We start from the raw sequence: 20,119 nt of genomic DNA, 5'->3' as shown, positions 1-20,119 counted from the left end.
TAATTCAGAAAAATCAGAGATTAGTGATTCGCCTGCAGCGTGGCGCTGAAGCCAAGCTGATTGAGCAGCGCCGCGCTCTCCGCCTCATCACAGATCACCTGCAGCGAAGACCACTCGCGGCGCTCGACATACTGCTTGCGCAGGCGATCAAATTCGCCCGGCTGCGCGGCCACTTTGCGCAGCGGCGCATCGTCGCGGCGCACATCATACACCAGATGCACCAGGCGTTTCAGCGTCGGCTGATCGAGCTTGCCGTGCAGCGTAAGGGTGCCAAACTCGGGGCGCGGCAGCAGCGTGTCCAGCGCCACCTGCTGCGGCTGACCAATAAATTCGCTCCACGCCTCAAACACCTGAGTGGTACCGCGCGCTTTCCCTTCAAGGGTATAACCGGCGATATGCGCAGTGGCGATATCGACCTTGTCCAGCAGATCGAGGTTGAGATCCGGCTCCGGTTCCCACACGTCCAGCACCACGCTGAGATCGTTACGCAACCGGAGCACCTCCAGCAGCGCGGCGTTATCCACCACCGGACCCCGGCAGGCATTGATCAGAATGGTGTTGGGGCGCAGCGCCATCAGCAGCGCGGCATCCGCCAGATGCCAGCTTTTGTAGCGGCCGTCTTTAAACAGCGGCGTGTGAAAGGTCAGGATATCGGCCTGGGCCACCAGCGCGTCGAGCGAGTGGAAATCTTCGTCATCGCCGCGATCGGCGCGCGGCGGATCGCACAGCAGGGTTTTTACTCCCCACGCGGCGAGGCGTTTAGCCAGCCGTCCGCCCACATTACCGACGCCGACGATGCCCACGGTGCGATCGCGCAGATCAAAGCCGTCGCGTTCGGCCAGCAGCAGCAGCGCGGAGAACACGTACTCCACCACCGCAATCGCGTTACAGCCCGGCGCGGCCGAGAAGCCGATCCCGGCCGCCGCCAGCGAGGCATCATCGACATGATCGGTGCCGGCAGTGGCGGTGCCGACAAACTTCACCGGCGTGCCGGCCAGCAGCGCGGCATCCACTTTGGTGACGGAGCGCACCATCAGCGCGCTGGCATCCTGCAGTTCGGTTGCCGGCAGCGGGCGGCCCGGCACCGCCCCCACCTCTCCGGTGCGGCTGAACAGTTCACGGGCGTAGGGCATATTTTCATCGACGAGAATTTTCACGGCGGCGGTCCTGTCTGCTTGAAATAAACGGGGCATATCATGGCACAAAGCCGGGGATTAACCTAACCGACTGCGATAGCGATCCGGCGTGGTGCCCGCCTGCTGCTGAAACATCACGATCAGCGCGGAGGCGGAGCTGTAACCCAGCTCGTGGGCGATGCCCTGCACGCTGCAGCCCTGCTCCAGCAGCGCAATCGCGCGCAAAAAGCGTAAACGCTGGCGCCACTCGCTGAATGACATCTGCAACTGCTGCTGACAGCGCCGCGCCAGCGTACGCTCAGTGGTAAACACGCGCTTCGCCCATTGTGCCAGCGTGGTGTTATCACCCGGGTTCTCTTCCAGCGCGCGCAGAATCGGTGCGAGGAATTTATCGTCGGACATCGGCAGATAGCTGGTGTTCACTGGTGCAAGACGCAGCCGATCAATCAGCACTTCGCACAGCCGCCAGTCGGCGTCGCTCTGCGGCTGCTCCAGCGCGCGGCGGGCAAAATCATTCATGATGGCGTGCACGATGGCATCCACGCTCAGCAGGCAGGCTTTCTCCGGCATGCCGGCGCATAAATCCGCGGCAAGGTTGAAGGTGCGAAACTGCGCCTGACAGTGGTTGTAGCTGCTGTGGCGATGGCCCGGCGGGATCCAGATCGGCATTTCGGCCGGCGTCAGCAGCCGCTCGCCCTCCACTTCCATCTCCAGCACGTGGCTGGTGACAAATATCGCCTGGCCCCAGTCGTGCTGGTGCGGCAGGTATTCGGTTTTGGCGTTGGTTTGCTCATAGCGCATGAAAAAACGCAGCAGCGGCGCGTCACGCGGTGGCTGATACTCAACCTGAAGATTCATTCTGTCCGGTCACTAACGAATTTTGTCCGATTTTAACTATCTGCTTTAAACCGGTCAAACGTAAGCTAGTCGCGATTTACATTTGGAGCCGTACTATGAACTTATTGTTACCGCTGGTGGCGGTGCTGATTTGGTCGATCAACACCATCGTCAGCAAGCTGTCTGCCGGCAGCATCGATCCTGCTGCCATCTCCTTTTACCGCTGGTTGCTGGCGCTGCTGGTACTCACGCCGTTCTGCCTGCCGGGCGTATGGCGCCATCGTCACACCATCAAAAGCCAGCTGTGGCGCTTACTGGTGCTGGGCCTGCTCGGCATGGTGCTGTACCAGAGCCTCGCCTATTATGCGGCACACAGCGTTTCGGCGGTGATGATGGGGATTCTTGGCGCCACCATTCCGCTGCTGACCATCCTGCTCAGCCTGGTGGTACTGCGCCTTGCGCCGACGCGCGGCATTCTGATTGGCGGCCTGTTGTCGTTTGCCGGGCTGGTGTGGCTGGTGAGCGCCGGCAACCCGGCACAGCTGCTGAGTCAGCGCCTCGGTAACGGCGAGCTGATGATGCTGGCAGCCTCAACCTCCTACGCGCTGTACGGCGTGCTGACGAAACGCTGGGCGATTCCGCTGCCGACGTGGCAAAGCCTGTACGTGCAAATCTTCTTCGGCGTGCTGTTGCTGCTGCCCGGCTTCTGGCACGCGCCGGAGGTGGCGCTGAACGCCGACAATATTCCGCTGGTGCTGTTCGCCGGGCTGTTTGCCTCGATTGTGGCGCCGTTCCTGTGGATCCTTGGCGTGCAGCGCCTCGGCGCCAGCACCACCAGTATTTTCATGAACGTGGTGCCGGTGTTTACCGCCCTCATTGCCGTGCTGTTCCTGCACGAACAGTTGCATGCTTACCACTGGATTGGCGGCGGTCTGACGCTGATCGGGGTGATCCTGGCGCAGCGGCTGAAAACCCCGCTGCGTAAAGCACGCGTGATGGCTCCGCCGATCAGCGAAAGCTGACCGTCACCCGCAGGCCGCCCAGCTGCGGGCTGCGGTCCAGCTGCAGCTGGGCGCCGTGCCAGGCGCAGATATCCTGCACCAGCGCCAGTCCAATGCCCGCGCCGGGCTGGCTGGCGTGATCGAGCCGGCCAAACGGCTGCAGTGCCTGACGCTGCTGCTCCGCCGCGATGCCCGGCCCGCTGTCTTCAATTTCCAGCACCTTTTGCCGTAGCCGCGCGGTCACCGTGCCGCCGTGCGGCGTGTATTTGATGGCGTTATCCAGCAGGTTGGCGCACAGCTCGGCCAGCAGCAGCGCATCGCCCTGCACCTGGCTCGCCGCCTGCTCTTCAAAGCCCAGATCGATCTGTTTACGCCGCGCCGCCGCATAGCCGCTGAAACAGGCCTGCTGCACGATGTCGCTCAGGTTGACCTTGCTGAAGGGCTTGTCTTCGCCGTGGCGCGCCCTGATTTGCGCCAGCTGCAGCAGGCGATCGGTGAGCTGGACGGTGTCGTCCAGCGTATGACGCATGCCCTGCAGGCTTTCGCGCCACTGCTGCGGATCGTCGCTGCTGAGCGCGACGCCGACCTGGGTTTTCAGAATGGTGAGCGGCGTGCGCAGCTGGTGCGACACATCGGCGCTAAAGCGCTCCTGCCTTGCCAGCAGTCCGCGCAGCCGCTCCAGATGGCGGTTGAAGGCGACGATCAGCGGCTGCAGTTCTGACCACGGCAGCAGCGACGGCAGCGGCGTCAGTTCGCCCGGCGCGCGGCGCAGCATCATGCGTGACAGCCGGCGCAGCGGGCGCAGCACTTTACGCAGCAGCAGCCCGGCCAGCAGCAGCGTGATCAGCACCAGAAAACTCTGGCTGATCAGCGCGGTGCGCAGCAGACTGTCGGCAAAGGCGTGGCGTGAGTTAAGCGTTTCCGCCACCAGCACCAGCGCCATGCCCTGCACGCCTTCCTCGTTCACCGGCTGCCACAGCGCGGCCACGCGAATCGGCTGCTTGCGGTAGTGCGCATCGTAGAAATGTACCAGCGCCGGATAGATATCGGACAGCGGCGCGTTGCCCGGCACCAGCGGTAAATCGGGATAGCCGGACAGCGTGTGCCCTTCAGGCGAAATCACCTGGTAGAACAGCTGGTCGTTCATGTTGCGCTCAAAGCTGTCCAGCACCACCCACGGCACATCCACCTCCAGCCGCTGATGACGTACCACCAGCCGCTCGGCCACGGTGCGCGCCGAGGCCAGCAGCGAGCGATCGTAGGCCTGATTTGCCGCCTGCAGCGCGCTCTGATAGTGGGTGTAGACCGACAATCCCCACAGCAGCAGCAGCGGCACCCCCAGCCATGCCAGCAATTCGCCGCGCAGCGAGTGAATCAGTCGCACGGCTGAACCTCGAGACTGTAACCGAGCCCGCGCAGCGTAACGATCGCCACGTCGCTGCCCGCCAGCTTTTTGCGTACCCGATGCACATACAGCTCAATGCTCTCCGGGCTGGCCTCATCCGCCAGCGTGAAGGTCTGCTCGTACAGATGCTGGCGCGACACCGGCCGCCCCGGGCGTTGCATCAGCGTCGACAGCACGCTGGCCTCGCGCGGCGTCAGCGGCAGCGGTTTGTGATTCAGCAGGAAATAGCCTTCCGCATCGCGCTCCAGCTGGCCGAGGCTTTGCGTCTGCGTGGCCTGGCCCTGGCTGCGGCGCAGCAGCGCGCGCAACCGCGCGTCCAGCTCGTCCAGCTCAAACGGTTTAGTGAGGTAATCATCGGCGCCGGCATTCAGTCCCTGGACGCGCTGCTGCAGCGCGCTCTGTGCGGTGAGCAGCAGCACCGGCACGTGTTGCCCACGCCGGCGCAGGCGCGCCAGCACCGCCAGGCCATCGAGCCGCGGCAGCGACACATCCAGCACCACCAGCGCATAGTCTTCGCTTTGCAGCACATGGTCCGCCGCCACCCCGTCGGCCACCCAGTCCACGGCGAAGCCTTTTTGCGTCAGCGCTTTCTGCAGCCAGTTGGCCAGCTCCACGGTATCTTCCACCAGTAAGAGACGCATATCACATCCTGTTAGTTTTGCCGATGGCTGAAAGGTAAATGAAAGGTTGCTGTTTTAACAATTCAGCAACCCCGAATGTTCGGTGGCAATCACACTCTGGAAGAAACAATGGAGCGACAGATGAAAAAAACAATGCGCACCGCCTTTGCCACAACCCTGCTGGCTTTTTCTCTTTCTGCGGCACAGGCTGCGGCACCCGAGCGGACCGAATGTATCGCCCCGGCCAAACCCGGCGGCGGTTTTGATCTGACCTGTAAACTGATCCAGGTTTCGCTGCAGGAAACCGGGCAGATCACCACGCCGATGCGCGTAACCTACATGCCCGGTGGCGTCGGTGCCGTGGCCTATAACGCCATCATTGCGCAGCGGCCCGCCGAAGCAGGCACGCTGGTGGCCTTCTCCGGCGGGTCGCTGCTGAACCTGTCGCAGGGCAAGTTTGGCCGTTATTCGGTGGATGACGTGAAGTGGCTGGCGGCCGTCGGCACCGATTACGGCATGGTGGCGGTGCGTGCCGATGCACCGTGGAAAACGCTGGGCGAGTTGCTGGCGGCGATGAAGAACGATCCGACCAAAGTGGTGGTTGGTGCCGGCGCCTCCATCGGCAGCCAGGACTGGATGAAAACGGCGCTGCTGGCGCGGGAAGCCGGTATCGATCCGCGCAAAATGCGCTATGTGGCGTTCGAAGGCGGCGGCGAACCGGTCACCGCGCTGCTTGGCAATCACATCCAGGTGGTATCAGGCGACATGAGCGAAATGGTGCCCCATCTGCAAAGCGGCAAGATGCGCGTGCTGGCCGTGATGAGCGATAAACGTTTGCCGGGCGAACTGGCTGACATCCCGACCGCCAAAGAGCAGGGCTTTAACGTCGAGTGGCCGATCATTCGCGGCTATTACCTCGGCCCTAAAGTCAGCGACGCCGATTATCAGTGGTGGGAACAGGCGTTTAAAAAACTGGTCACCACCAAAGAGTTTCAGCAGCAGCGCGATCTGCGCGGTCTGTTTGAGTTCAACCTGTTCGGGAGCGAGCTGGACGCTTACGTGAAAAAACAGGTGGCTGACTATCGCGAACAGGCGAAATCCTTCGGCCTGGCGAAATAACGGAGGCGCACATGAGCGATCGTATTTTTGCTGCCGTCTGGCTGGTGCTGTGCCTGGCCGGACTGTTTATCGGCTGGCAGATTCAGAGCGAGTACAGCTACGAACCGGTTGGCCCGCGCCCTTTCCCGCTGCTGCTGCTCGGGCTGATGGCGATCTGCGCGGTGATGATGCTGCTGCGCAAGCCGGACAGCGTGCAGTGGCCGGTGGCCTCAACGCTGAAAAAGCTGCTGGCGCTGTGCGTAATGCTAATTGTCTACGGCTGGCTGTTTGAGCGTCTTGGTTTTGCCCTGTGTACCACGCTGCTGACCTTTGGCATCGGCATGCTGTTTGGTGCGCGCTGGTGGGCGGCGGCGCTCTCCGGCGCGGTAATGGGCATTTCACTGTTCTACGCCTTCGATCATCTGCTGGATGTCACCCTGCCCTTCGGCAGCTGGCTGAGCTAACGGGAGTCACTTATGGATACCTGGTCTTTTCTGATGCAGGGCTTCGCCGTCGCCATGACGCCGGAAAACCTGATGATTGCCCTGATAGGCTGCTTTATCGGCACCATCGTCGGCCTGCTGCCGGGGCTGGGGCCGATTAACGGCGTCGCGATTCTGATGCCGCTGGCGTTTGCGCTGCACTTACCGGCGGAATCCGCGCTGATCCTGCTGGCAACGGTGTATATCGGCTGCGAATATGGCGGGCGCATCTCCTCGATTCTGCTCAACGTGCCGGGGGATGCCGGGGCGATCATGACGGCGCTGGATGGCTATCCGATGGCGCAGCAGGGCAAAGCCGGCGTGGCGCTGTCGATCTCGGCGGTCAGCTCGTTTATCGGCTCGACCATTGCCATCATCGGCATCATTCTGTTTGCGCCAATCCTCGCCAACTGGTCGCTGGCGTTTGGTCCGGCAGAGTATTTCGCGCTGATGGTGTTCGCCATCGCCTGCCTCGGCAGCATGATGAGCCACAACCCGCTGAAGTCGTTTCTTGCTGCACTGATCGGCCTCGGCATGGCGACGGTGGGCGTCGATGCGAATACCGGCGTTTATCGCTTTACCTTTGACAGCGTGCATCTCTCAGACGGCATCCAGTTTGTGGTGGTGGTCATCGGTCTGTTCTCGGTGAGCGAAATTCTGCTGATGCTGGAGTCCACCAGCAGCGGCCAGAAGATGGTGCGCGCCAGCGGCCGCATGCTGTTCAATATGAAAGAGGCGGCACAGGCCACCGGCGCAACGCTGCGCGCCTCGTTCATTGGCTTCTTTGTCGGCGTGCTGCCAGGTGCCGGTGCCACCATCGCCAGCGCCATTGCCTATATGAGTGAGAAGAAAATCAGCGGCAGCGATCAGTTTGGCAAGGGTGACATTCGCGGCGTGGCAGCGCCGGAAGCGGCGAACAACGCCTCAGCCTGCGGATCGTTTATCCCGATGCTGACGCTGGGCATTCCCGGCTCCGGCACCACGGCGGTGATGGTCGGCGCGCTGACGCTGTATAACATCACGCCCGGTCCGGCAATGTTCACCGAGCAGCCGGACATCGTCTGGGGGCTGATCGCCGCACTGCTGATCGGTAACGTGATGCTGCTGATCATGAACATCCCGATGATCAACATCTTTGCGCGCATGCTGACCATTCCGCTGTGGTTCCTGGTACCGGCAATTGCCGCGATTTCGGCGGTGGGCGTGTATGCGGTCCACAGCACTACGTTTGACCTGCTGCTGATGGTCGGGCTGGGTATTTTCGGCTATATCCTGCGTAAGATGGATTTCCCGATGTCGCCACTGATTCTCGGCTTTGTACTGGGCGAAATGCTGGAGCAGAACCTGCGCCGCGCGCTGTCAATCAGTAACGGCCACCTGCCGATTCTGTGGGAAAGCCTGATCTGTAAAGTGCTGCTGGTGCTGGCTGTCGCCGTGCTGATGGTGCCGCCGCTGTGGAAGCGCTGGCGTCGCAAGCGTATGAAGCTGGCCGCCGCCGAATAAATCCGTGTCTTATTGTTTTTCTCCCTGCCGCCCCCGTGGATTTCCCGGGGGCTTTTGCTATCATGTGCCATCGTTTTTCCGGCGCACCCGGATCTGACTCGTTTTCAAGGATTCCGCCATGCAACCTCTCAGCGGTCCCGGTGTGCCCGCGGGCGATCGTTCCTCTGTTAACCCGGCTAACGGCACCGGCCGCCCCGGCGCGGCACTGGGCGACCAGCCGCTCTCCCCGGCCCAGCGCACCACGCTGGAACGCCTGATCGTCCGGATCATGTCACTCAGCACGCTGAAAGCGCCCGAACTGTGGGCTGGCATACGTCACGAAGTGGGCGTGAAAAATGATGCCGAACTGCAGTCGCGCCACTTTCCGGCGGCGGAGCAGCATCTCAACAGCCGTCTGACGCAGGTGCAGAACAGCCACGCCACGCGCCAGCTGTTGCAGCAGCTGCTGGAAAAGCTGCCTCAGGGTAACAATCGCCAGGCGGTAAGCGACTTTATCCGTCAGCAATTTAACCAGACGGTGTTAAGCGCGCTGAGCCAGGATCAGCTGCGTCAGGTGCTGACCATGTTGCAGAACGGTCAGATGGCTATCCCGCAGCCGCAGCAGACGCGCACCACCGATCGCACCCTGCTGCCTGCCGAACAGCAGGCGCTTAACCAGCAGGTCACGCGCCTTGCCGCCGCGACCGGGGAATCGCCGGTAAAAGTGCTGGCCGACACGCTGAAACTGGTCAATCTGAAGAGCGGCGACCCGGTTCCGTCGCGCCACTTCCCGCTGCTGACGCAGTTTTTACAGGTGCGCCAGACGCTGAGCCAGCACAGCGCGCCGACGCTGCAGCTGTTGGAAAGCTCGCTCAAACAGCCGCTGAGCCACGACGAGCAGCGCATGCTGGAGGATTACAGCCTGCAGCGCTTCCAGGCCACGCCGCAGACGTTGCTGACGCCGGCGCAGAGTCAGGATCTGCTGATGCTGCTGTTCAGCCGCCGCGCCGAGCGCAACAGCGAAACGCCGCTGGCCGACAGCGAGCTGCGTCCGCAGCCAATCTGGGCACCGTTTGTTGAAATTCTGCCGCGTCCACTGGCGCAGCGCCCGGCGCTGACGCTGGTGCTCGGCCTGGCGCTGTTCTTCTTTTTGCTCTGGCTGCTGCTGTAGTTAAGCCATCGCACTCAGCAGCCGCACTCCGCTGCGGGTGCAGCGGCGGGCCACTCGCCTGCCGCCGCGCCCCACGCCATCGGGTGGCCGTCGCGCTTCCAGAAATCCAGCCCGCCAATCAGCTCTTTAACCTGAAACCCCAGCTCAGCCAGCTTTAGCGCCGCTTTGGTCGAACCGTTGCAGCCGATGCCGTCGCAGTAAGTCACGTAGACGCGGTGACGATCGAGCCGAGCGGTGCTGGCCGCATCCATCTCGCGATGCGGCAACGACAGCGCGCCGCAGATATGTCCGGCCTGATACGCGTCGCGGCTGCGGGCATCAATCACCACAATCTGCGTGACGCCCTGCGCCAAATCCGCCGCCAGATCCCAGGCATCGGTGTAATAGCTGAGTTTGTGCTGCAAATAAGCCACGCTGTGCTGCGGGCTGGCGGGCGGATAAAACAAAACGGCTGACATGGCATTCTCCTGTTGTGATGTCCCTGCAGTGTACGGCAAAGTGGTCTGCATCCTGATACCACTTTGACCGTAGCGATAAGACCATTATGCACCATGCCTTTTTGCCGCTGTTTCGCCATCAGACGCAGGGCGGCTTACGTCAGCGGCTGTGCGCTACGCTGCGCCAGGCCATTATCAGCGGCCATTTGCGCTTCGGGCAGAAGCTGCCCTCCAGCCGCCAGCTGGCTGCCGATCTGGCGCTGTCACGCGTGACGGTCGAAGCCGCTTACAGCCAGCTGGAGAGCGAAGGCTATGTGCAGCGGCACAGCGGACGCGGCACCTTCGTCGCTATCGCCCTGCAACCACCGGCGGAAAAGGCGACAGCGCAGCGCGCACCGCGCTTTTCGCAGCGCGGCACGCAGGTGCTGGCGACCGGTGGCTGCCAGGATCCCCCTTTTCCCCTTGCCTTTGCCGCCGGATCACCGGAACTGCGCGCGTTTCCGCACCGCCAGTGGCAGCGGCTGAGCCACAGCGTACAGCGCGCGCTGGGCAGTCAGGTGATGGGCTATGGCGATCCGCTCGGTTATGCGCCGCTGCGCCAGGCGGTGGCGGATTATCTGGCGCTGTCGCGCGGCGTGCGCTGTACGGCTGAGCAGGTCATCATGCTCACCAGTTCACAGCAGGCGCTGCAGCTGCTGGCGCTGATGTTTCTGGATGCAGAGGATGAAGTGTGGCTGGAGGAGCCGGGCTACCGTGGCGCACGGAACGCCTTTCTCGCCGCCGGTGCCCGCTGCCGCGCCATGCCGCTGGACGATCAGGGCGCGCTGCCACTCAGCGGCCGGGCGCAACTGGTGTATCTGACGCCCGGCCACCAGTATCCGACCGGCACACCGATGAGCCTCGCGCGGCGGCTGCAGTGGCTGGCGTGGGCTCGTCAGCACGATAGCTGGCTGATCGAGGATGACTACGACAGTGAATTTCACTATGACGGTCGCCCGGCGCCGGCGCTGCAGGGGATGGAAGCCGATAGCCGGGTCATCAGCCTGGGGACCTTTTCCAAAACCCTGTTTCCATCGCTGCGACTGGCGTGGATGGTGGTGCCCGCGGCGCTGGTGACGGCGCTGGGTCGCGCGCGCAGCGTACTGGACGGCCACAGCGCCCTGCTGTCGCAGGCGATCACCGCCGAATTTATCCAGCAAGGCTATTTCGCCAGCCACCTGCGGCTGATGCGTCAGCTCTATCATAGCCGGCGCGATCGGCTGCTGGCGCAGCTGGAACAGCATCTGCAGCCGTGGCTGCGGCCGCTGCCGGCAACAGGCGGGTTGCAATTGACGGTTGAGTTATTACAGGGAGATGAGGCGCGGCTCACACACCTGGCGCAGGCCGACGGTCTGCTGCTGCCGCCGCTGTCACCCCTTTACGCCGGCGCATCGAAACAGCAGGGCTGGATACTCGGCTTTGCCGCGTTGACGCCCGGCGAAATTGACCGCGCCTGCGCGAAGCTGGTAAGGCTGCTGGCAACCTGAATCCGTCAGCGACAAAAACAACAAAGGCCGGATTAACCGGCCTTTGAGCATTAGCGTAAGCGTTACGCCTGGTATTTACGCAGGGTCAGCGTGGCGTTGGTGCCACCGAAGCCGAAGCTATTGGACATCACCGTGGTCAGCGCTTTTTCGGTTGGCTGCGTCACAATGTTCATGCCCTTCGCTGCGTCATCCAGCTGTTCCACGTTAATGCTTGGCGCGATGAAGCTGTGCTCCAGCATCAGCAGAGTGTAAATCGCTTCCTGCACACCTGCCGCACCCAGCGAGTGACCGGTCATGGCTTTGGTCGCAGAGATGTATGGCGTGTTGTCGCCAAACACTTCGCGAATCGCGCCCAGCTCTTTCACGTCGCCGACTGGCGTTGACGTGCCGTGAGTGTTGAGGTAGTCGATTGGCGTATCCAGACCCTGCATCGCCATCTTCATGCAACGCACCGCGCCTTCGCCTGACGGTGCCACCATGTCAGCGCCGTCAGAGGTTGCGCCGTAGCCGACGATCTCAGCGTAGATGTGGGCACCACGCGCCAGCGCATGCTCCAGCTCTTCCACTACCACCATACCGCCGCCGCCGGCGATCACGAAACCGTCACGGCTGGCATCGTAAGTACGCGACGCTTTTTCCGGGGTTTCGTTGTACTTCGTCGAGAGCGCGCCCATGGCGTCGAACTCACAGGCCATTTCCCAGCTCAGCTCTTCGCCGCCGCCAGCAAATACCACATCCTGTTTGCCCAGCTGAATCTGCTCCACCGCGTTGCCGATGCAGTGTGCTGACGTCGCGCACGCCGAGCTGATGGAGTAGTTGACGCCGTGGATTTTGAACGGAGTAGCCAGGCAGGCAGAGACGCCGGACGCCATCGCTTTGGTCACCACGTACGGGCCAACGCCTTTCAGGCCGCGCGGGCCACGCATCGCGTCGGCACCGAACACCTGATAACGCGGGGAACCGCCACCGGAACCGGCAATCAGACCAACACGCGGGTTGTTCTGGTACTGCTCATCCGTCAGGCCGGAATCTTTGATTGCTTCTGCCATCGACAGATAGGCATAGATTGAGGCATCACTCATGAAACGCACGATTTTGCGATCGATGAGCCCGTTAGTGTCCAGTTTGACGTTACCCCATACATGGCTGCGCATGCCGGCATCTTTCATCTCTTCGGAGAAAGTGATTCCGGAACGGCCTTCACGCAGGGAAGCCAGCACTTCCTGCTGGTTATTACCAATACTGGAAACGATACCCAGGCCAGTAATCACTGCACGTTTCATTCAATAGTCCTCATTCCACTTCTTTTGGATTGACGTGCACTCTAGCTTACAGTTGTACGCCGAACAAGTCCGATCAGCCATTTCCTTTTGTAAATTTGCGTCATGTGACGCCACTCGCTAAAATCGCGCCACTGCCTGAAAAATGAGCCTTTCCCGTGAAGTTATCCCCGGTTGAACACGCGCAATTAAACTGGAACGATCAGGGTACACCTGTTTCCCGAGCGTTCGACGACGTCTATTTCTCCAACGACAACGGACTGGAGGAGACGCGCTATGTGTTCCTCGACGGTAACCATCTTCCGCAGCGATTTGCCGCCCATCCGCGCGATCTGTTCATCGTTGCCGAGAGCGGTTTTGGCACCGGACTCAACTTTCTTACCCTGTGGCAGGCGTTCGATCGCTTCCGCGCCGCCCATCCGCAAGCCGGCTTGCGCCGCCTGCACTTCATCAGCTGCGAAAAATACCCGCTGACCCACGCCGATCTGGTGAGCGCGCACGCGCACTGGCCGCAACTGGCCCCGTGGGCCGGACAGCTACAGCAGCAGTGGCCGCTGGCCCTGCCCGGCTGTCAGCGCCTGCTGTTCAATGGCGGCGAGGTGACGCTGGATCTGTGGCTGGGTGATATTAACGCGCTGATTGATACTTTTGATGACAGCCTCAACGGCCAGGTTGACGCGTGGTTTTTAGATGGCTTCGCGCCGGCGAAAAACCCGGAGATGTGGACGCCTTCGCTGTTCGCCGCCATGGCGCGGCTGGCGCGTCCCGGCGGCACCTTCGCCACCTTTACCTCGGCGGGCTTTGTGCGGCGGGGCTTACAGCAGGCCGGCTTCAGCGTGACGAAACGCAAAGGCTTCGGCCACAAGCGTGAAATGCTGACCGGCGTGCTGGACAGCGCCCCCGGGCAGCTAGCGGCTCAGCCGTGGTATGCGCGTCCGCAGGCCACCAGCCGCGAGGTGGCGCTGATTGGCGGCGGCGTGGCCAGCGCGGTGCTGGCGCTGGCGCTGCTGCGGCGTGGCTGGCAGGTTACGCTGTACTGCGCCGATGCCGCCCCGGCGCTCGGCGCATCGGGTAACCGTCAGGGCGCGCTCTATCCGCTGCTTAACCAGCACGATCCGGCGCTCGCCACTTTTTTCCCGGCGGCATTCAGCTTTGCCCGCCGCCTGTACGATGCGCTGCCGGTGATGTTCGAACATCAGTGGAGCGGCGTGCTGCAGCTCGGCTGGGATGCCAAAAGCGCAGAGAAGATCGCGCAGATGCTGAGCATGGATCTGCCGCACGAGCTGGCGCACGGCGTCAGCCCGCAGCAGGCTCAGCAGCTGGCCGGCGTCGATCTCGACTGCGGCGGCATTTTCTATCCACAGGGCGGCTGGCTGTCGCCGTCACAGCTCACCAGCAATCTGCTGGAGTATGCCCAGACTCAGGGGCTGCGCATGCACTGGCTGCATCGCGTGACGCAGCTGGTCCGCCAGCAGGCAGGCTGGACGCTGCAGTTCGCTCAACAGCCTGCGGTAAGCCATCAGCAGGTGGTACTGGCCAATGGCCATGCACTGCAGGCGATCGGGCAAAGCCGCGATTTGCCGGTGTATGCGGTGGCCGGTCAGGTCAGCCATGTGCCGACCAACGCGGCGCTGAACCCGCTGCGTACCGTGCTGTGTTACGACGGCTATCTCACCCCGGTCAGCCCGAACTTTGCCACGCACTGCATCGGTGCCAGCTACCATCGCGGTGAGACGGCAACCGCTTTCCGCGCCGACGATCAGCAGGAGAATCGCCAGCGGCTGATTAACTGTCTGCCGCAGGTCAGCTGGCCGACACAGGTTGACGTCAGCGCTGATGAAGCGCGCAGCGGCGTGCGCTGCGCCACGCGCGATCATCTGCCGATGAGCGGCAGCGTGCCGGATTACGCGGCGACGCTCAGTGAGTATGCGGATTTACCGGCGCAGCGCGCGCGCGGCGAGCAGATTGCGGAAGCGCCGGTGCATCCCGGCCTGTTCGTGCTCGGCGCACTGGGGTCGCGCGGACTGTGCAGCGCGCCGCTGGCAGCAGAAGTGCTGGCGGCACAAATGAGCGGCGAGCCGCAGCCGCTGGACAGCAGCACGCTGGCGGCGCTGCATCCCAACCGTTACTGGGTGCGCAAATTGCTGAAAGGGAAAAAGGCAGGACGCTAAAGCGCGGGGCGAGCGATCGCCCCGGCCAGTCAGGCAGTGAGGCGCGCCTGGGTAAACAGGTTATCCCACATGCCCACCACCAGCGCCTGGTCGCGCGGCGACAGTTCACCGGCGGCGATGGCGTTTTGCAGGCTGTTGGTGACCTGAATTTGCAGCGCTTCCGGCGTGTGTTCGCCGCTCTGCTCAATTTCCGCTACTGCCAGCGTCAGATGGCCACGCAGATAACCGCTGGCAAACAGTTCGTCGTCGCTGGCGTGTTCGACCATATCGTCAATCAGCGCCAGAATGCGGGACTCGAATTCTACGATCATCTTCTCATCATCCTTCATTTATCGGAGTGCGGCTCACAGATCTTCCGGCCACGGAAACTGTGCCGCCGTCAGTGCAGGCGTACCATAATAGCTGGCTAACGCATCAATAAAGCGCGCCGGACGCGCCGGAATGCCGTGCTGCAGATAATGCATTACCTGTGCATGCACCTTGCGCTGAAACGCGATGCGATCCGGTTCACAATCGCCGTCGAGATTGTCACAGCTGACGTTGAAGGGAAAGCCGGCTGCCACACAGAACAGCCACTCCAGCGCCTGCGGCTTAATCTCCACCGCTTCAAACTGGCCCTGCGTTTGCGCATCGCGCCCGTCCGGGCAGTACCAGTAACCAAAATCTACCAGTTTGCGCCGCGCTTCACCGGCAATACACCAGTGCGAAATTTCGTGCAGCGCGCTGGCGTAAAAGCCATGGGCAAACACCACGCGGTGCCACGGTGAGGTGTCATCCGCTGGAAGATAAATAGGTTCATCATCGCCTTTAATTAGACGCGTCTGAAAATCGTCAGCAAAACAGCCGTCAAAAATCTCCACCAGCTGCTGATAATGGTGCTCTTTACTCATAATATTTTAATCTTTAAACAAACCGCCGCCATTGTCGCACTGGCGGCCGGTTTTGACGAGTGCGGATTACAGTGCGGCAAACCAGGCGAGAATGACACTGCCGTGGCTGTCCCACAACAGCTTAGCGCTCATCACGGCAGACACCGTCACCACCATCGGGCGAATCAGCTTCTGACCACGGCTCAGCACCAGCCTGGCGCCGAGGCGTGCGCCAATAAACGCCCCCAGCAGCATAATCACGCCGGTGCCCCACACCACCTTGCCGCCGAACATAAAGAACAGCAGACTGGCGAAGTTAGAGGTGAAATTTAGGATTTTGGCGTGGGCGGTGGCTTTCGCCAGATTGAAGCCGCAAAGCGTGACGAAGGCCAGCGCATAGAACGAGCCGGCACCCGGGCCGAAGAAGCCATCGTAAAAGCCGACGCAGCCGCCGCCCACCAGCGCAAACGCCAGGCCGTGCAGACGCTGCTCGCGATCGGCCTCGCCAAGACGCGGCATCAGCAGAAACCACAGCCCGATGCTGATCAGCAGCAGCGGCAGTATCTGGCGCAGTATCTCAGCCTGAATATGCTGAATCAGCAACGTTCCGCCAATCGCGCCGAGAAAGGTCATGGCGATATTCAGCCGCTGCTCGCGCAGTTTCACCGCGCCGCGCCGCACAAAATAGAGGCTGGCCGAGAAAGAACCGCCGACCGACTGCAGCTTGTTGGTCGCCAGCGCCTGCGCCGGCGAAAGACCGGCCGCCAGCAGCGACGGCACGGTCAGCAGACCGCCACCGCCGGCGATGGAATCAATAAAGGCCGCCAGCACCGCGACCAGAAACAGCACGCCAAGCACCACCGGACTGACAACAAACAGATCCATCTCAGGTTCCTACAGTAGATGCTTATCAAGTAACGCCTGGCAGGAAGGCGGCAACGGCGGCGGCGACTTCTTCACCGGCGGCGTAGTGCCCGGCTTCTTCGGCAGGAACCAGCTCTCCAGCTCTGCGCCGCAGCCATCGCCCGGCGGCGGTGGCGCCTGATCTTCACACTCCAGGCTGCCCGGCGGACAGCGCAGGCGCACGTGCATGTGTGCCCGGTGGGCGAACCACGGCCGCACTTTGTTGAGCCACGTACGATCGCTACCGGCATCGGCACAAAGCTGCTTTTTAATCGCCGGATTGACGAAGATGCGCGTGACGTCGTCATCTTTCGCCGCCAGCTTGATCAGGCTGTCGATCTGCGGCTGCCAGTGACGCGCGATGACCTGGCGATCGTCCGGCCCAACCAGATCGAGCGGCTGCGGCTTCAGCAGCTGCTGTGCCGTCCAGCGGCTCTGCGGCAGCTGCAGCCAGATATCCACGTCGAGACCGGTCTGATGGCTGGCGTGGCCGCTGCTAAAACGTCCGCCGGCGGCCATGCCCATATCACCAATCAGCACCTGGCCCAGCTGCAGCTGGTGCGCCTGGGTGCTGAGGCGCTGGATAAAGGCGATCAGGTCCGGGTGGCCGTAATAGCGGCGCTGATCCTGACGCATCACCTGATAGTTGGGCGAGTTGAGCGGCAGCTGCTGCGCCCCGACGATACAACCGTTGGCAAAACTGCCGATGGACTGCGGGCTGCCGGCAATCGGTTGATGGATTTGCTGCCACGGGGTGGCAGCCAGGCTGACCGCACTGCACAGCAGCGCGGCAAGGGAGAGAAGCAGGCGGCGTATCATGCGGCTTACCAGCGCGGGACGCTGCTGTTGACGTCAGCGTTCTGCCCACGCTGGCGCAGCAGGTGATCCATCAGCACAATCGCCATCATCGCTTCCGCGATCGGTACCGCGCGGATGCCGACACAGGGATCGTGACGGCCTTTGGTGATCATCTCCACTTCCGCGCCGTCGCGGGTGATGGTGTTGCCCGGCACGGTGATGCTGGAAGTGGGTTTCATCGCCAGGTTGGCGCTGATGGTCTGGCCGCTGCTGATCCCGCCGAGAATGCCGCCGGCATGGTTGCTTTGAAACCCGTTGCTGCGGATTTCATCACGGTGCTGACTGCCGCGCTGGTTGATCACCGCGAAACCATCACCGATCTCCACGCCTTTCACCGCGTTGATGCTCATCAGCGCGTGCGCCAGGTCGGCGTCGAGGCGATCGAACACCGGCTCACCGAGGCCCGGCGGCACGTTTTCGGCCATCACCGTGACTTTGGCACCGATGGAGTCGCCCTCTTTTTTCAGCGCGCGCATCAGTTCGTCCAGCGCATCGAGTTTGTCGGCATCGGGGCAGAAAAACGGGTTATCTTCCACGATACTCCAGTCTTTCAGTTCGCAGGCGATGTCGCCAATCTGCGCCAGATAGCCGCGCACCACGATGCCGTGCTTCATCTGCAGATACTTTTTAGCAATGGCACCGGCCGCCACGCGCATGGCGGTTTCGCGGGCCGAGGAGCGGCCGCCGCCGCGATAGTCGCGCAGGCCATATTTCTGTTCGTAGGTGTAATCCGCATGGCCGGGACGGAACAGATCTTTAATCGCGCTGTAATCCTGCGAACGCTGGTCGGTGTTTTCAATCAGCAGACCGATGGAGGTGCCGGTGGTGACGCCTTCAAACACGCCGGACAAAATCTTCACCTGATCCGGCTCGCGGCGCTGGGTGGTATAGCGCGAAGTGCCGGGACGACGACGATCGAGATCGTGCTGAATATCGGCTTCGGTCAGCGGGATGCCGGGCGGCACGCCATCAACAATGCAGCCAAGCGCAATACCGTGCGACTCGCCAAAGGTGGTAACGCGAAAAAGTTGTCCGATGCTGTTTCCGGCCATGGGGGTTCCTTGTTGCGATGTTGCGGGCGAGCGCTCGCCCCGATTTTTAGTCTTTATAGAATGAGAAGTGCGACTGCGCCGCGACGATTTGATCGCGCGTCAGCATGAACACGCCGTCACCGCCGTTATCAAACTCCAGCCAGGTAAAGGGCACGTCCGGATACTGCTCCATCATGTGCACCATGCTGTTACCGACTTCGCAAATCAGCACGCCCTGCTCGCTGAGGTAGTCCGGCGCGCAGGCCAGGATGCGGCGCACCAGCTTCAGGCCGTCACTGCCCGCGGCCAGACCGAGCTCCGGCTCGTGGCGATATTCGTTCGGCAGGTCGTCCATGTCTTCGGCATCGACGTAGGGCGGATTGGTGACAATCAGATCATATTTAACCTGCGGCAGATTGCGGAACAGGTCGGCGCGAATCGGCGTGACGTGATGCAGCAGACCGTGCTCTTCAATATTCTGTTCAGCCACGGCCAGCGCGTCGGTGGAGATATCGACGGCATCCACTTCCGCTTCCGGAAAGGCGTACGCACAGGCGATGGCGATACAGCCGCTGCCGGTGCACATGTCGAGAATATGGCGTGGCGCACCGTTGATCAGGCCGGCAAAGCGGTTTTCGATCAGCTCGCCAATCGGTGAACGCGGCACCAGCACACGCTCATCGACGTAGAATTCATGGCCGCAGAACCAGGCTTTGTTGGTGAGATAGGCCACCGGAATGCGCTCGTTAACGCGACGGATTACGCGTTCCACGATGCGGTGACGTTCGCTGGCGGTCAGGCGCGCGTGGCGCATGTCTTCCGGAATATCCAGCGGCAGCCACAGTGTCGGCAGCACCAGTTGGACCGCTTCGTCCCAGGGATTGTCCGTGCCGTGGCCGTACCAGATGCCCGCCGCCGAAAAGCGGCTTACTGCCCAGCGCAGCATATCCTGAATGGTGTGCAGTTCGTTCACTGCCTCATCGACGAAAATCTTGTCCACGTAGCCCTCCGCAGGCCATAAAATCAATCGGCCGATAGTGTGCCATGAAGCCGGGCAGAATTCAGCGCAGCGAGGTGAAAAAGCTGACATTTGTTGACGCTTAGCGGTAAGGTAACGGCCAGACACCCGCCATTTCTGATGATTCACTGAGACATGAGTAAAAAGACGCCGCTAAGCCAGGACGACCAGGCGCTGTTCCGCCAGCTAATGAGCGGTACGCGCCAGCTGAAACAGGATACGATCGTGCACAAACCGGCAGTGAAAAGCCGTGAAGTGCCGCTGAAGCGGCTGCTGTCTGAGCAGGCCGATAACAGCCATTATTTCTCCGATGAGTTTCAGCCCCTGCTCTCCAGCGACGGGCCGACGCGCTATGTACGCGCCGACGTCAGTCATTACGAGCTAAAAAAATTACGGCGTGGCGATTACACGCCAGAGATTTTTCTCGATCTGCATGGGTTAACCCAGCTCCAGGCGAAACAGGAACTCGGCGCGCTGATTGCCGCCTGCCGCCGCGAGCATATTTTCTGTGCCAGCGTGATGACCGGCCACGGCAAGCACATTCTCAAGCAGCAAACCCCGCTGTGGCTGGCACAGCATCCGCACGTGATGGCGTTTCACCAGGCACCCAAACTGTTTGGCGGCGACGCCGCGCTGCTGGTATTGATTGAAGTCGAAGAGTGGCAGCCGCCGGAATTACCCTGACAAGGTCGGATTAGGGAATATTGCGCTCAATATTCCCCGAAATAATTCAGGTTGCAGCAAGGCGGCAAGGAAATGAATCCCCATGAGCTTACATCAGTAAGTGACTGGGG

Annotated in this window: 20 protein-coding genes; 8 read left to right on the top strand and 12 right to left on the bottom strand. The window is 61.8% G+C overall.

All coding sequences use genetic code 11. The annotated features are described in order from the left end of the window. Positions 1-20 precede the first annotated feature (20 nt). Together pdxB and K7H94_RS06100 are read right to left on the bottom strand one after the other, a co-directional pair. Positions 21-1,157: a 4-phosphoerythronate dehydrogenase PdxB gene (gene pdxB / locus K7H94_RS06105; protein ID WP_222951805.1), complete on the bottom strand. Its 1,137-nt coding sequence runs from the start codon at positions 1,155-1,157 to the stop codon at positions 21-23. Between the two features lie 57 nt (positions 1,158-1,214). Continuing rightward, entirely contained in the window at positions 1,215-1,994 is a 780-nt protein-coding gene (locus tag K7H94_RS06100) for an AraC family transcriptional regulator (RefSeq protein WP_222951804.1), read from the bottom strand. Positions 1,995-2,089: 95 nt separating this feature from the next. Here K7H94_RS06100 and K7H94_RS06095 point away from each other — a divergent pair, with 95 nt between their 5' ends. After that, on the top strand, positions 2,090-2,995 hold the full coding sequence (locus K7H94_RS06095; protein ID WP_215800800.1) for a DMT family transporter: 906 nt from the start codon (positions 2,090-2,092) through the stop codon (positions 2,993-2,995). On the opposite strand, the gene K7H94_RS06090 is transcribed toward K7H94_RS06095, so the two are convergent. Together K7H94_RS06090 and tctD are read right to left on the bottom strand one after the other, a co-directional pair. Beyond that, positions 2,982-4,358: a sensor histidine kinase gene (locus K7H94_RS06090; RefSeq protein ID WP_222951803.1), complete on the bottom strand. Its 1,377-nt coding sequence runs from the start codon at positions 4,356-4,358 to the stop codon at positions 2,982-2,984. The two genes, K7H94_RS06095 and K7H94_RS06090, sit on opposite strands and share 14 nt — an antisense overlap. Beyond that, complete coding sequence (tctD, locus tag K7H94_RS06085; protein WP_021509171.1) at positions 4,349-5,020, bottom strand: transcriptional regulator TctD; 672 nt, start codon at positions 5,018-5,020, stop codon at positions 4,349-4,351. The genes K7H94_RS06090 and tctD overlap by 10 nt, the downstream gene beginning before the upstream one ends. Positions 5,021-5,152: 132 nt before the next feature. Between tctD and K7H94_RS06080 the strand changes: the two genes are divergently transcribed. From K7H94_RS06080 to flk, 4 genes are all read left to right on the top strand, one after another. After that, positions 5,153-6,118 carry a Bug family tripartite tricarboxylate transporter substrate binding protein gene (locus K7H94_RS06080; protein ID WP_245001412.1) on the top strand — a complete coding sequence of 322 codons (966 nt, stop codon included), beginning with the start codon at positions 5,153-5,155 and terminating at the stop codon, positions 6,116-6,118. Positions 6,119-6,129: 11 nt separating this feature from the next. After that, a complete protein-coding gene (locus K7H94_RS06075) occupies positions 6,130-6,561 on the top strand; it encodes a tripartite tricarboxylate transporter TctB family protein (protein ID WP_021509169.1) in 432 nt (143 codons plus the stop codon). Positions 6,562-6,573: 12 nt separating this feature from the next. Beyond that, entirely contained in the window at positions 6,574-8,082 is a 1,509-nt protein-coding gene (locus K7H94_RS06070) for a tripartite tricarboxylate transporter permease (RefSeq protein WP_222951802.1), read from the top strand. A 118-nt stretch (positions 8,083-8,200) separates the two neighbouring features. Beyond that, positions 8,201-9,232: a flagella biosynthesis regulator Flk gene (gene flk, locus K7H94_RS06065; RefSeq protein ID WP_021509167.1), complete on the top strand. Its 1,032-nt coding sequence runs from the start codon at positions 8,201-8,203 to the stop codon at positions 9,230-9,232. 14 nt (positions 9,233-9,246) lie between these two features. On the opposite strand, the gene K7H94_RS06060 is transcribed toward flk, so the two are convergent. Continuing rightward, the gene (locus K7H94_RS06060; RefSeq protein WP_058769886.1) at positions 9,247-9,690 is read right to left on the bottom strand and encodes a rhodanese-like domain-containing protein; all 444 of its coding nucleotides are present in this window, start codon (positions 9,688-9,690) and stop codon (positions 9,247-9,249) included. A gap of 86 nt (positions 9,691-9,776) precedes the next feature. Here K7H94_RS06060 and pdxR point away from each other — a divergent pair, with 86 nt between their 5' ends. Further along, a complete protein-coding gene (gene pdxR / locus K7H94_RS06055; RefSeq protein ID WP_222951801.1) occupies positions 9,777-11,195 on the top strand; it encodes a MocR-like pyridoxine biosynthesis transcription factor PdxR in 1,419 nt (472 codons plus the stop codon). Between the two features lie 62 nt (positions 11,196-11,257). Here the strand turns inward: pdxR and fabB are convergent, their stop codons facing one another. After that, the gene (gene fabB, locus K7H94_RS06050) at positions 11,258-12,478 is read right to left on the bottom strand and encodes a beta-ketoacyl-ACP synthase I (RefSeq protein WP_021509164.1); all 1,221 of its coding nucleotides are present in this window, start codon (positions 12,476-12,478) and stop codon (positions 11,258-11,260) included. 155 nt (positions 12,479-12,633) lie between these two features. Between fabB and mnmC the strand changes: the two genes are divergently transcribed. Next, entirely contained in the window at positions 12,634-14,646 is a 2,013-nt protein-coding gene (mnmC, locus tag K7H94_RS06045) for a bifunctional tRNA (5-methylaminomethyl-2-thiouridine)(34)-methyltransferase MnmC2/FAD-dependent 5-carboxymethylaminomethyl-2-thiouridine(34) oxidoreductase MnmC1 (protein ID WP_222951800.1), read from the top strand. 29 nt (positions 14,647-14,675) lie between these two features. On the opposite strand, the gene K7H94_RS06040 is transcribed toward mnmC, so the two are convergent. The 6 genes from K7H94_RS06040 to prmB form a co-directional block, all read right to left on the bottom strand. Next, on the bottom strand, positions 14,676-14,957 hold the full coding sequence (locus K7H94_RS06040; RefSeq protein ID WP_010617478.1) for a YfcL family protein: 282 nt from the start codon (positions 14,955-14,957) through the stop codon (positions 14,676-14,678). Positions 14,958-14,990: 33 nt separating this feature from the next. Next, positions 14,991-15,536 (bottom strand): elongation factor P hydroxylase, encoded by a 546-nt coding sequence (locus tag K7H94_RS06035; RefSeq protein WP_021509161.1) that lies wholly within the window; start codon positions 15,534-15,536, stop codon positions 14,991-14,993. A gap of 66 nt (positions 15,537-15,602) precedes the next feature. Next, positions 15,603-16,400 (bottom strand): sulfite exporter TauE/SafE family protein, encoded by a 798-nt coding sequence (locus K7H94_RS06030; protein ID WP_058758411.1) that lies wholly within the window; start codon positions 16,398-16,400, stop codon positions 15,603-15,605. Between the two features lie 9 nt (positions 16,401-16,409). Beyond that, positions 16,410-17,237, bottom strand: coding sequence for a penicillin-insensitive murein endopeptidase (mepA, locus tag K7H94_RS06025; protein WP_420874721.1), 828 nt, complete (start codon positions 17,235-17,237; stop codon positions 16,410-16,412). Between the two features lie 5 nt (positions 17,238-17,242). Beyond that, complete coding sequence (gene aroC, locus K7H94_RS06020) at positions 17,243-18,328, bottom strand: chorismate synthase (RefSeq protein WP_021509158.1); 1,086 nt, start codon at positions 18,326-18,328, stop codon at positions 17,243-17,245. Between the two features lie 46 nt (positions 18,329-18,374). Continuing rightward, on the bottom strand, positions 18,375-19,307 hold the full coding sequence (prmB, locus tag K7H94_RS06015; protein ID WP_166711786.1) for a 50S ribosomal protein L3 N(5)-glutamine methyltransferase: 933 nt from the start codon (positions 19,305-19,307) through the stop codon (positions 18,375-18,377). Positions 19,308-19,460: 153 nt separating this feature from the next. Between prmB and smrB the strand changes: the two genes are divergently transcribed. Then, complete coding sequence (gene smrB / locus K7H94_RS06010) at positions 19,461-20,009, top strand: endonuclease SmrB (RefSeq protein WP_021509156.1); 549 nt, start codon at positions 19,461-19,463, stop codon at positions 20,007-20,009. Positions 20,010-20,119: the final 110 nt, after the last annotated feature.

The sequence above is a fragment of the Pantoea dispersa genome (assembly GCF_019890955.1).
Taxonomy (GTDB): Bacteria; Pseudomonadota; Gammaproteobacteria; order Enterobacterales; family Enterobacteriaceae; genus Pantoea; species Pantoea dispersa.
This window is presented reverse-complemented; position numbering and strand designations above follow the sequence as displayed.

Bases quoted from the DNA above. Each gene is read 5' to 3' on its own strand.
- aroC (WP_021509158.1), bottom strand. From the start codon at position 18,328: ATGGCCGGAAACAGCATCGGACAACTTTTTCGCGTTACCACCTTTGGC.
- flk (WP_021509167.1), top strand. From the start codon at position 8,201: ATGCAACCTCTCAGCGGTCCCGGTGTGCCCGCGGGCGATCGTTCCTCT.
- K7H94_RS06100 (WP_222951804.1), bottom strand. From the start codon at position 1,994: ATGAATCTTCAGGTTGAGTATCAGCCACCGCGTGACGCGCCGCTGCTG.
- K7H94_RS06095 (WP_215800800.1), top strand. From the start codon at position 2,090: ATGAACTTATTGTTACCGCTGGTGGCGGTGCTGATTTGGTCGATCAAC.
- K7H94_RS06080 (WP_245001412.1), top strand. From the start codon at position 5,153: ATGCGCACCGCCTTTGCCACAACCCTGCTGGCTTTTTCTCTTTCTGCG.
- K7H94_RS06040 (WP_010617478.1), bottom strand. From the start codon at position 14,957: ATGATCGTAGAATTCGAGTCCCGCATTCTGGCGCTGATTGACGATATG.
- tctD (WP_021509171.1), bottom strand. From the start codon at position 5,020: ATGCGTCTCTTACTGGTGGAAGATACCGTGGAGCTGGCCAACTGGCTG.
- K7H94_RS06030 (WP_058758411.1), bottom strand. From the start codon at position 16,400: ATGGATCTGTTTGTTGTCAGTCCGGTGGTGCTTGGCGTGCTGTTTCTG.
- pdxR (WP_222951801.1), top strand. From the start codon at position 9,777: ATGCACCATGCCTTTTTGCCGCTGTTTCGCCATCAGACGCAGGGCGGC.
- mepA (WP_420874721.1), bottom strand. From the start codon at position 17,237: ATGATACGCCGCCTGCTTCTCTCCCTTGCCGCGCTGCTGTGCAGTGCG.
- K7H94_RS06035 (WP_021509161.1), bottom strand. From the start codon at position 15,536: ATGAGTAAAGAGCACCATTATCAGCAGCTGGTGGAGATTTTTGACGGC.
- K7H94_RS06060 (WP_058769886.1), bottom strand. From the start codon at position 9,690: ATGTCAGCCGTTTTGTTTTATCCGCCCGCCAGCCCGCAGCACAGCGTG.
- fabB (WP_021509164.1), bottom strand. From the start codon at position 12,478: ATGAAACGTGCAGTGATTACTGGCCTGGGTATCGTTTCCAGTATTGGT.
- K7H94_RS06075 (WP_021509169.1), top strand. From the start codon at position 6,130: ATGAGCGATCGTATTTTTGCTGCCGTCTGGCTGGTGCTGTGCCTGGCC.
- smrB (WP_021509156.1), top strand. From the start codon at position 19,461: ATGAGTAAAAAGACGCCGCTAAGCCAGGACGACCAGGCGCTGTTCCGC.
- K7H94_RS06070 (WP_222951802.1), top strand. From the start codon at position 6,574: ATGGATACCTGGTCTTTTCTGATGCAGGGCTTCGCCGTCGCCATGACG.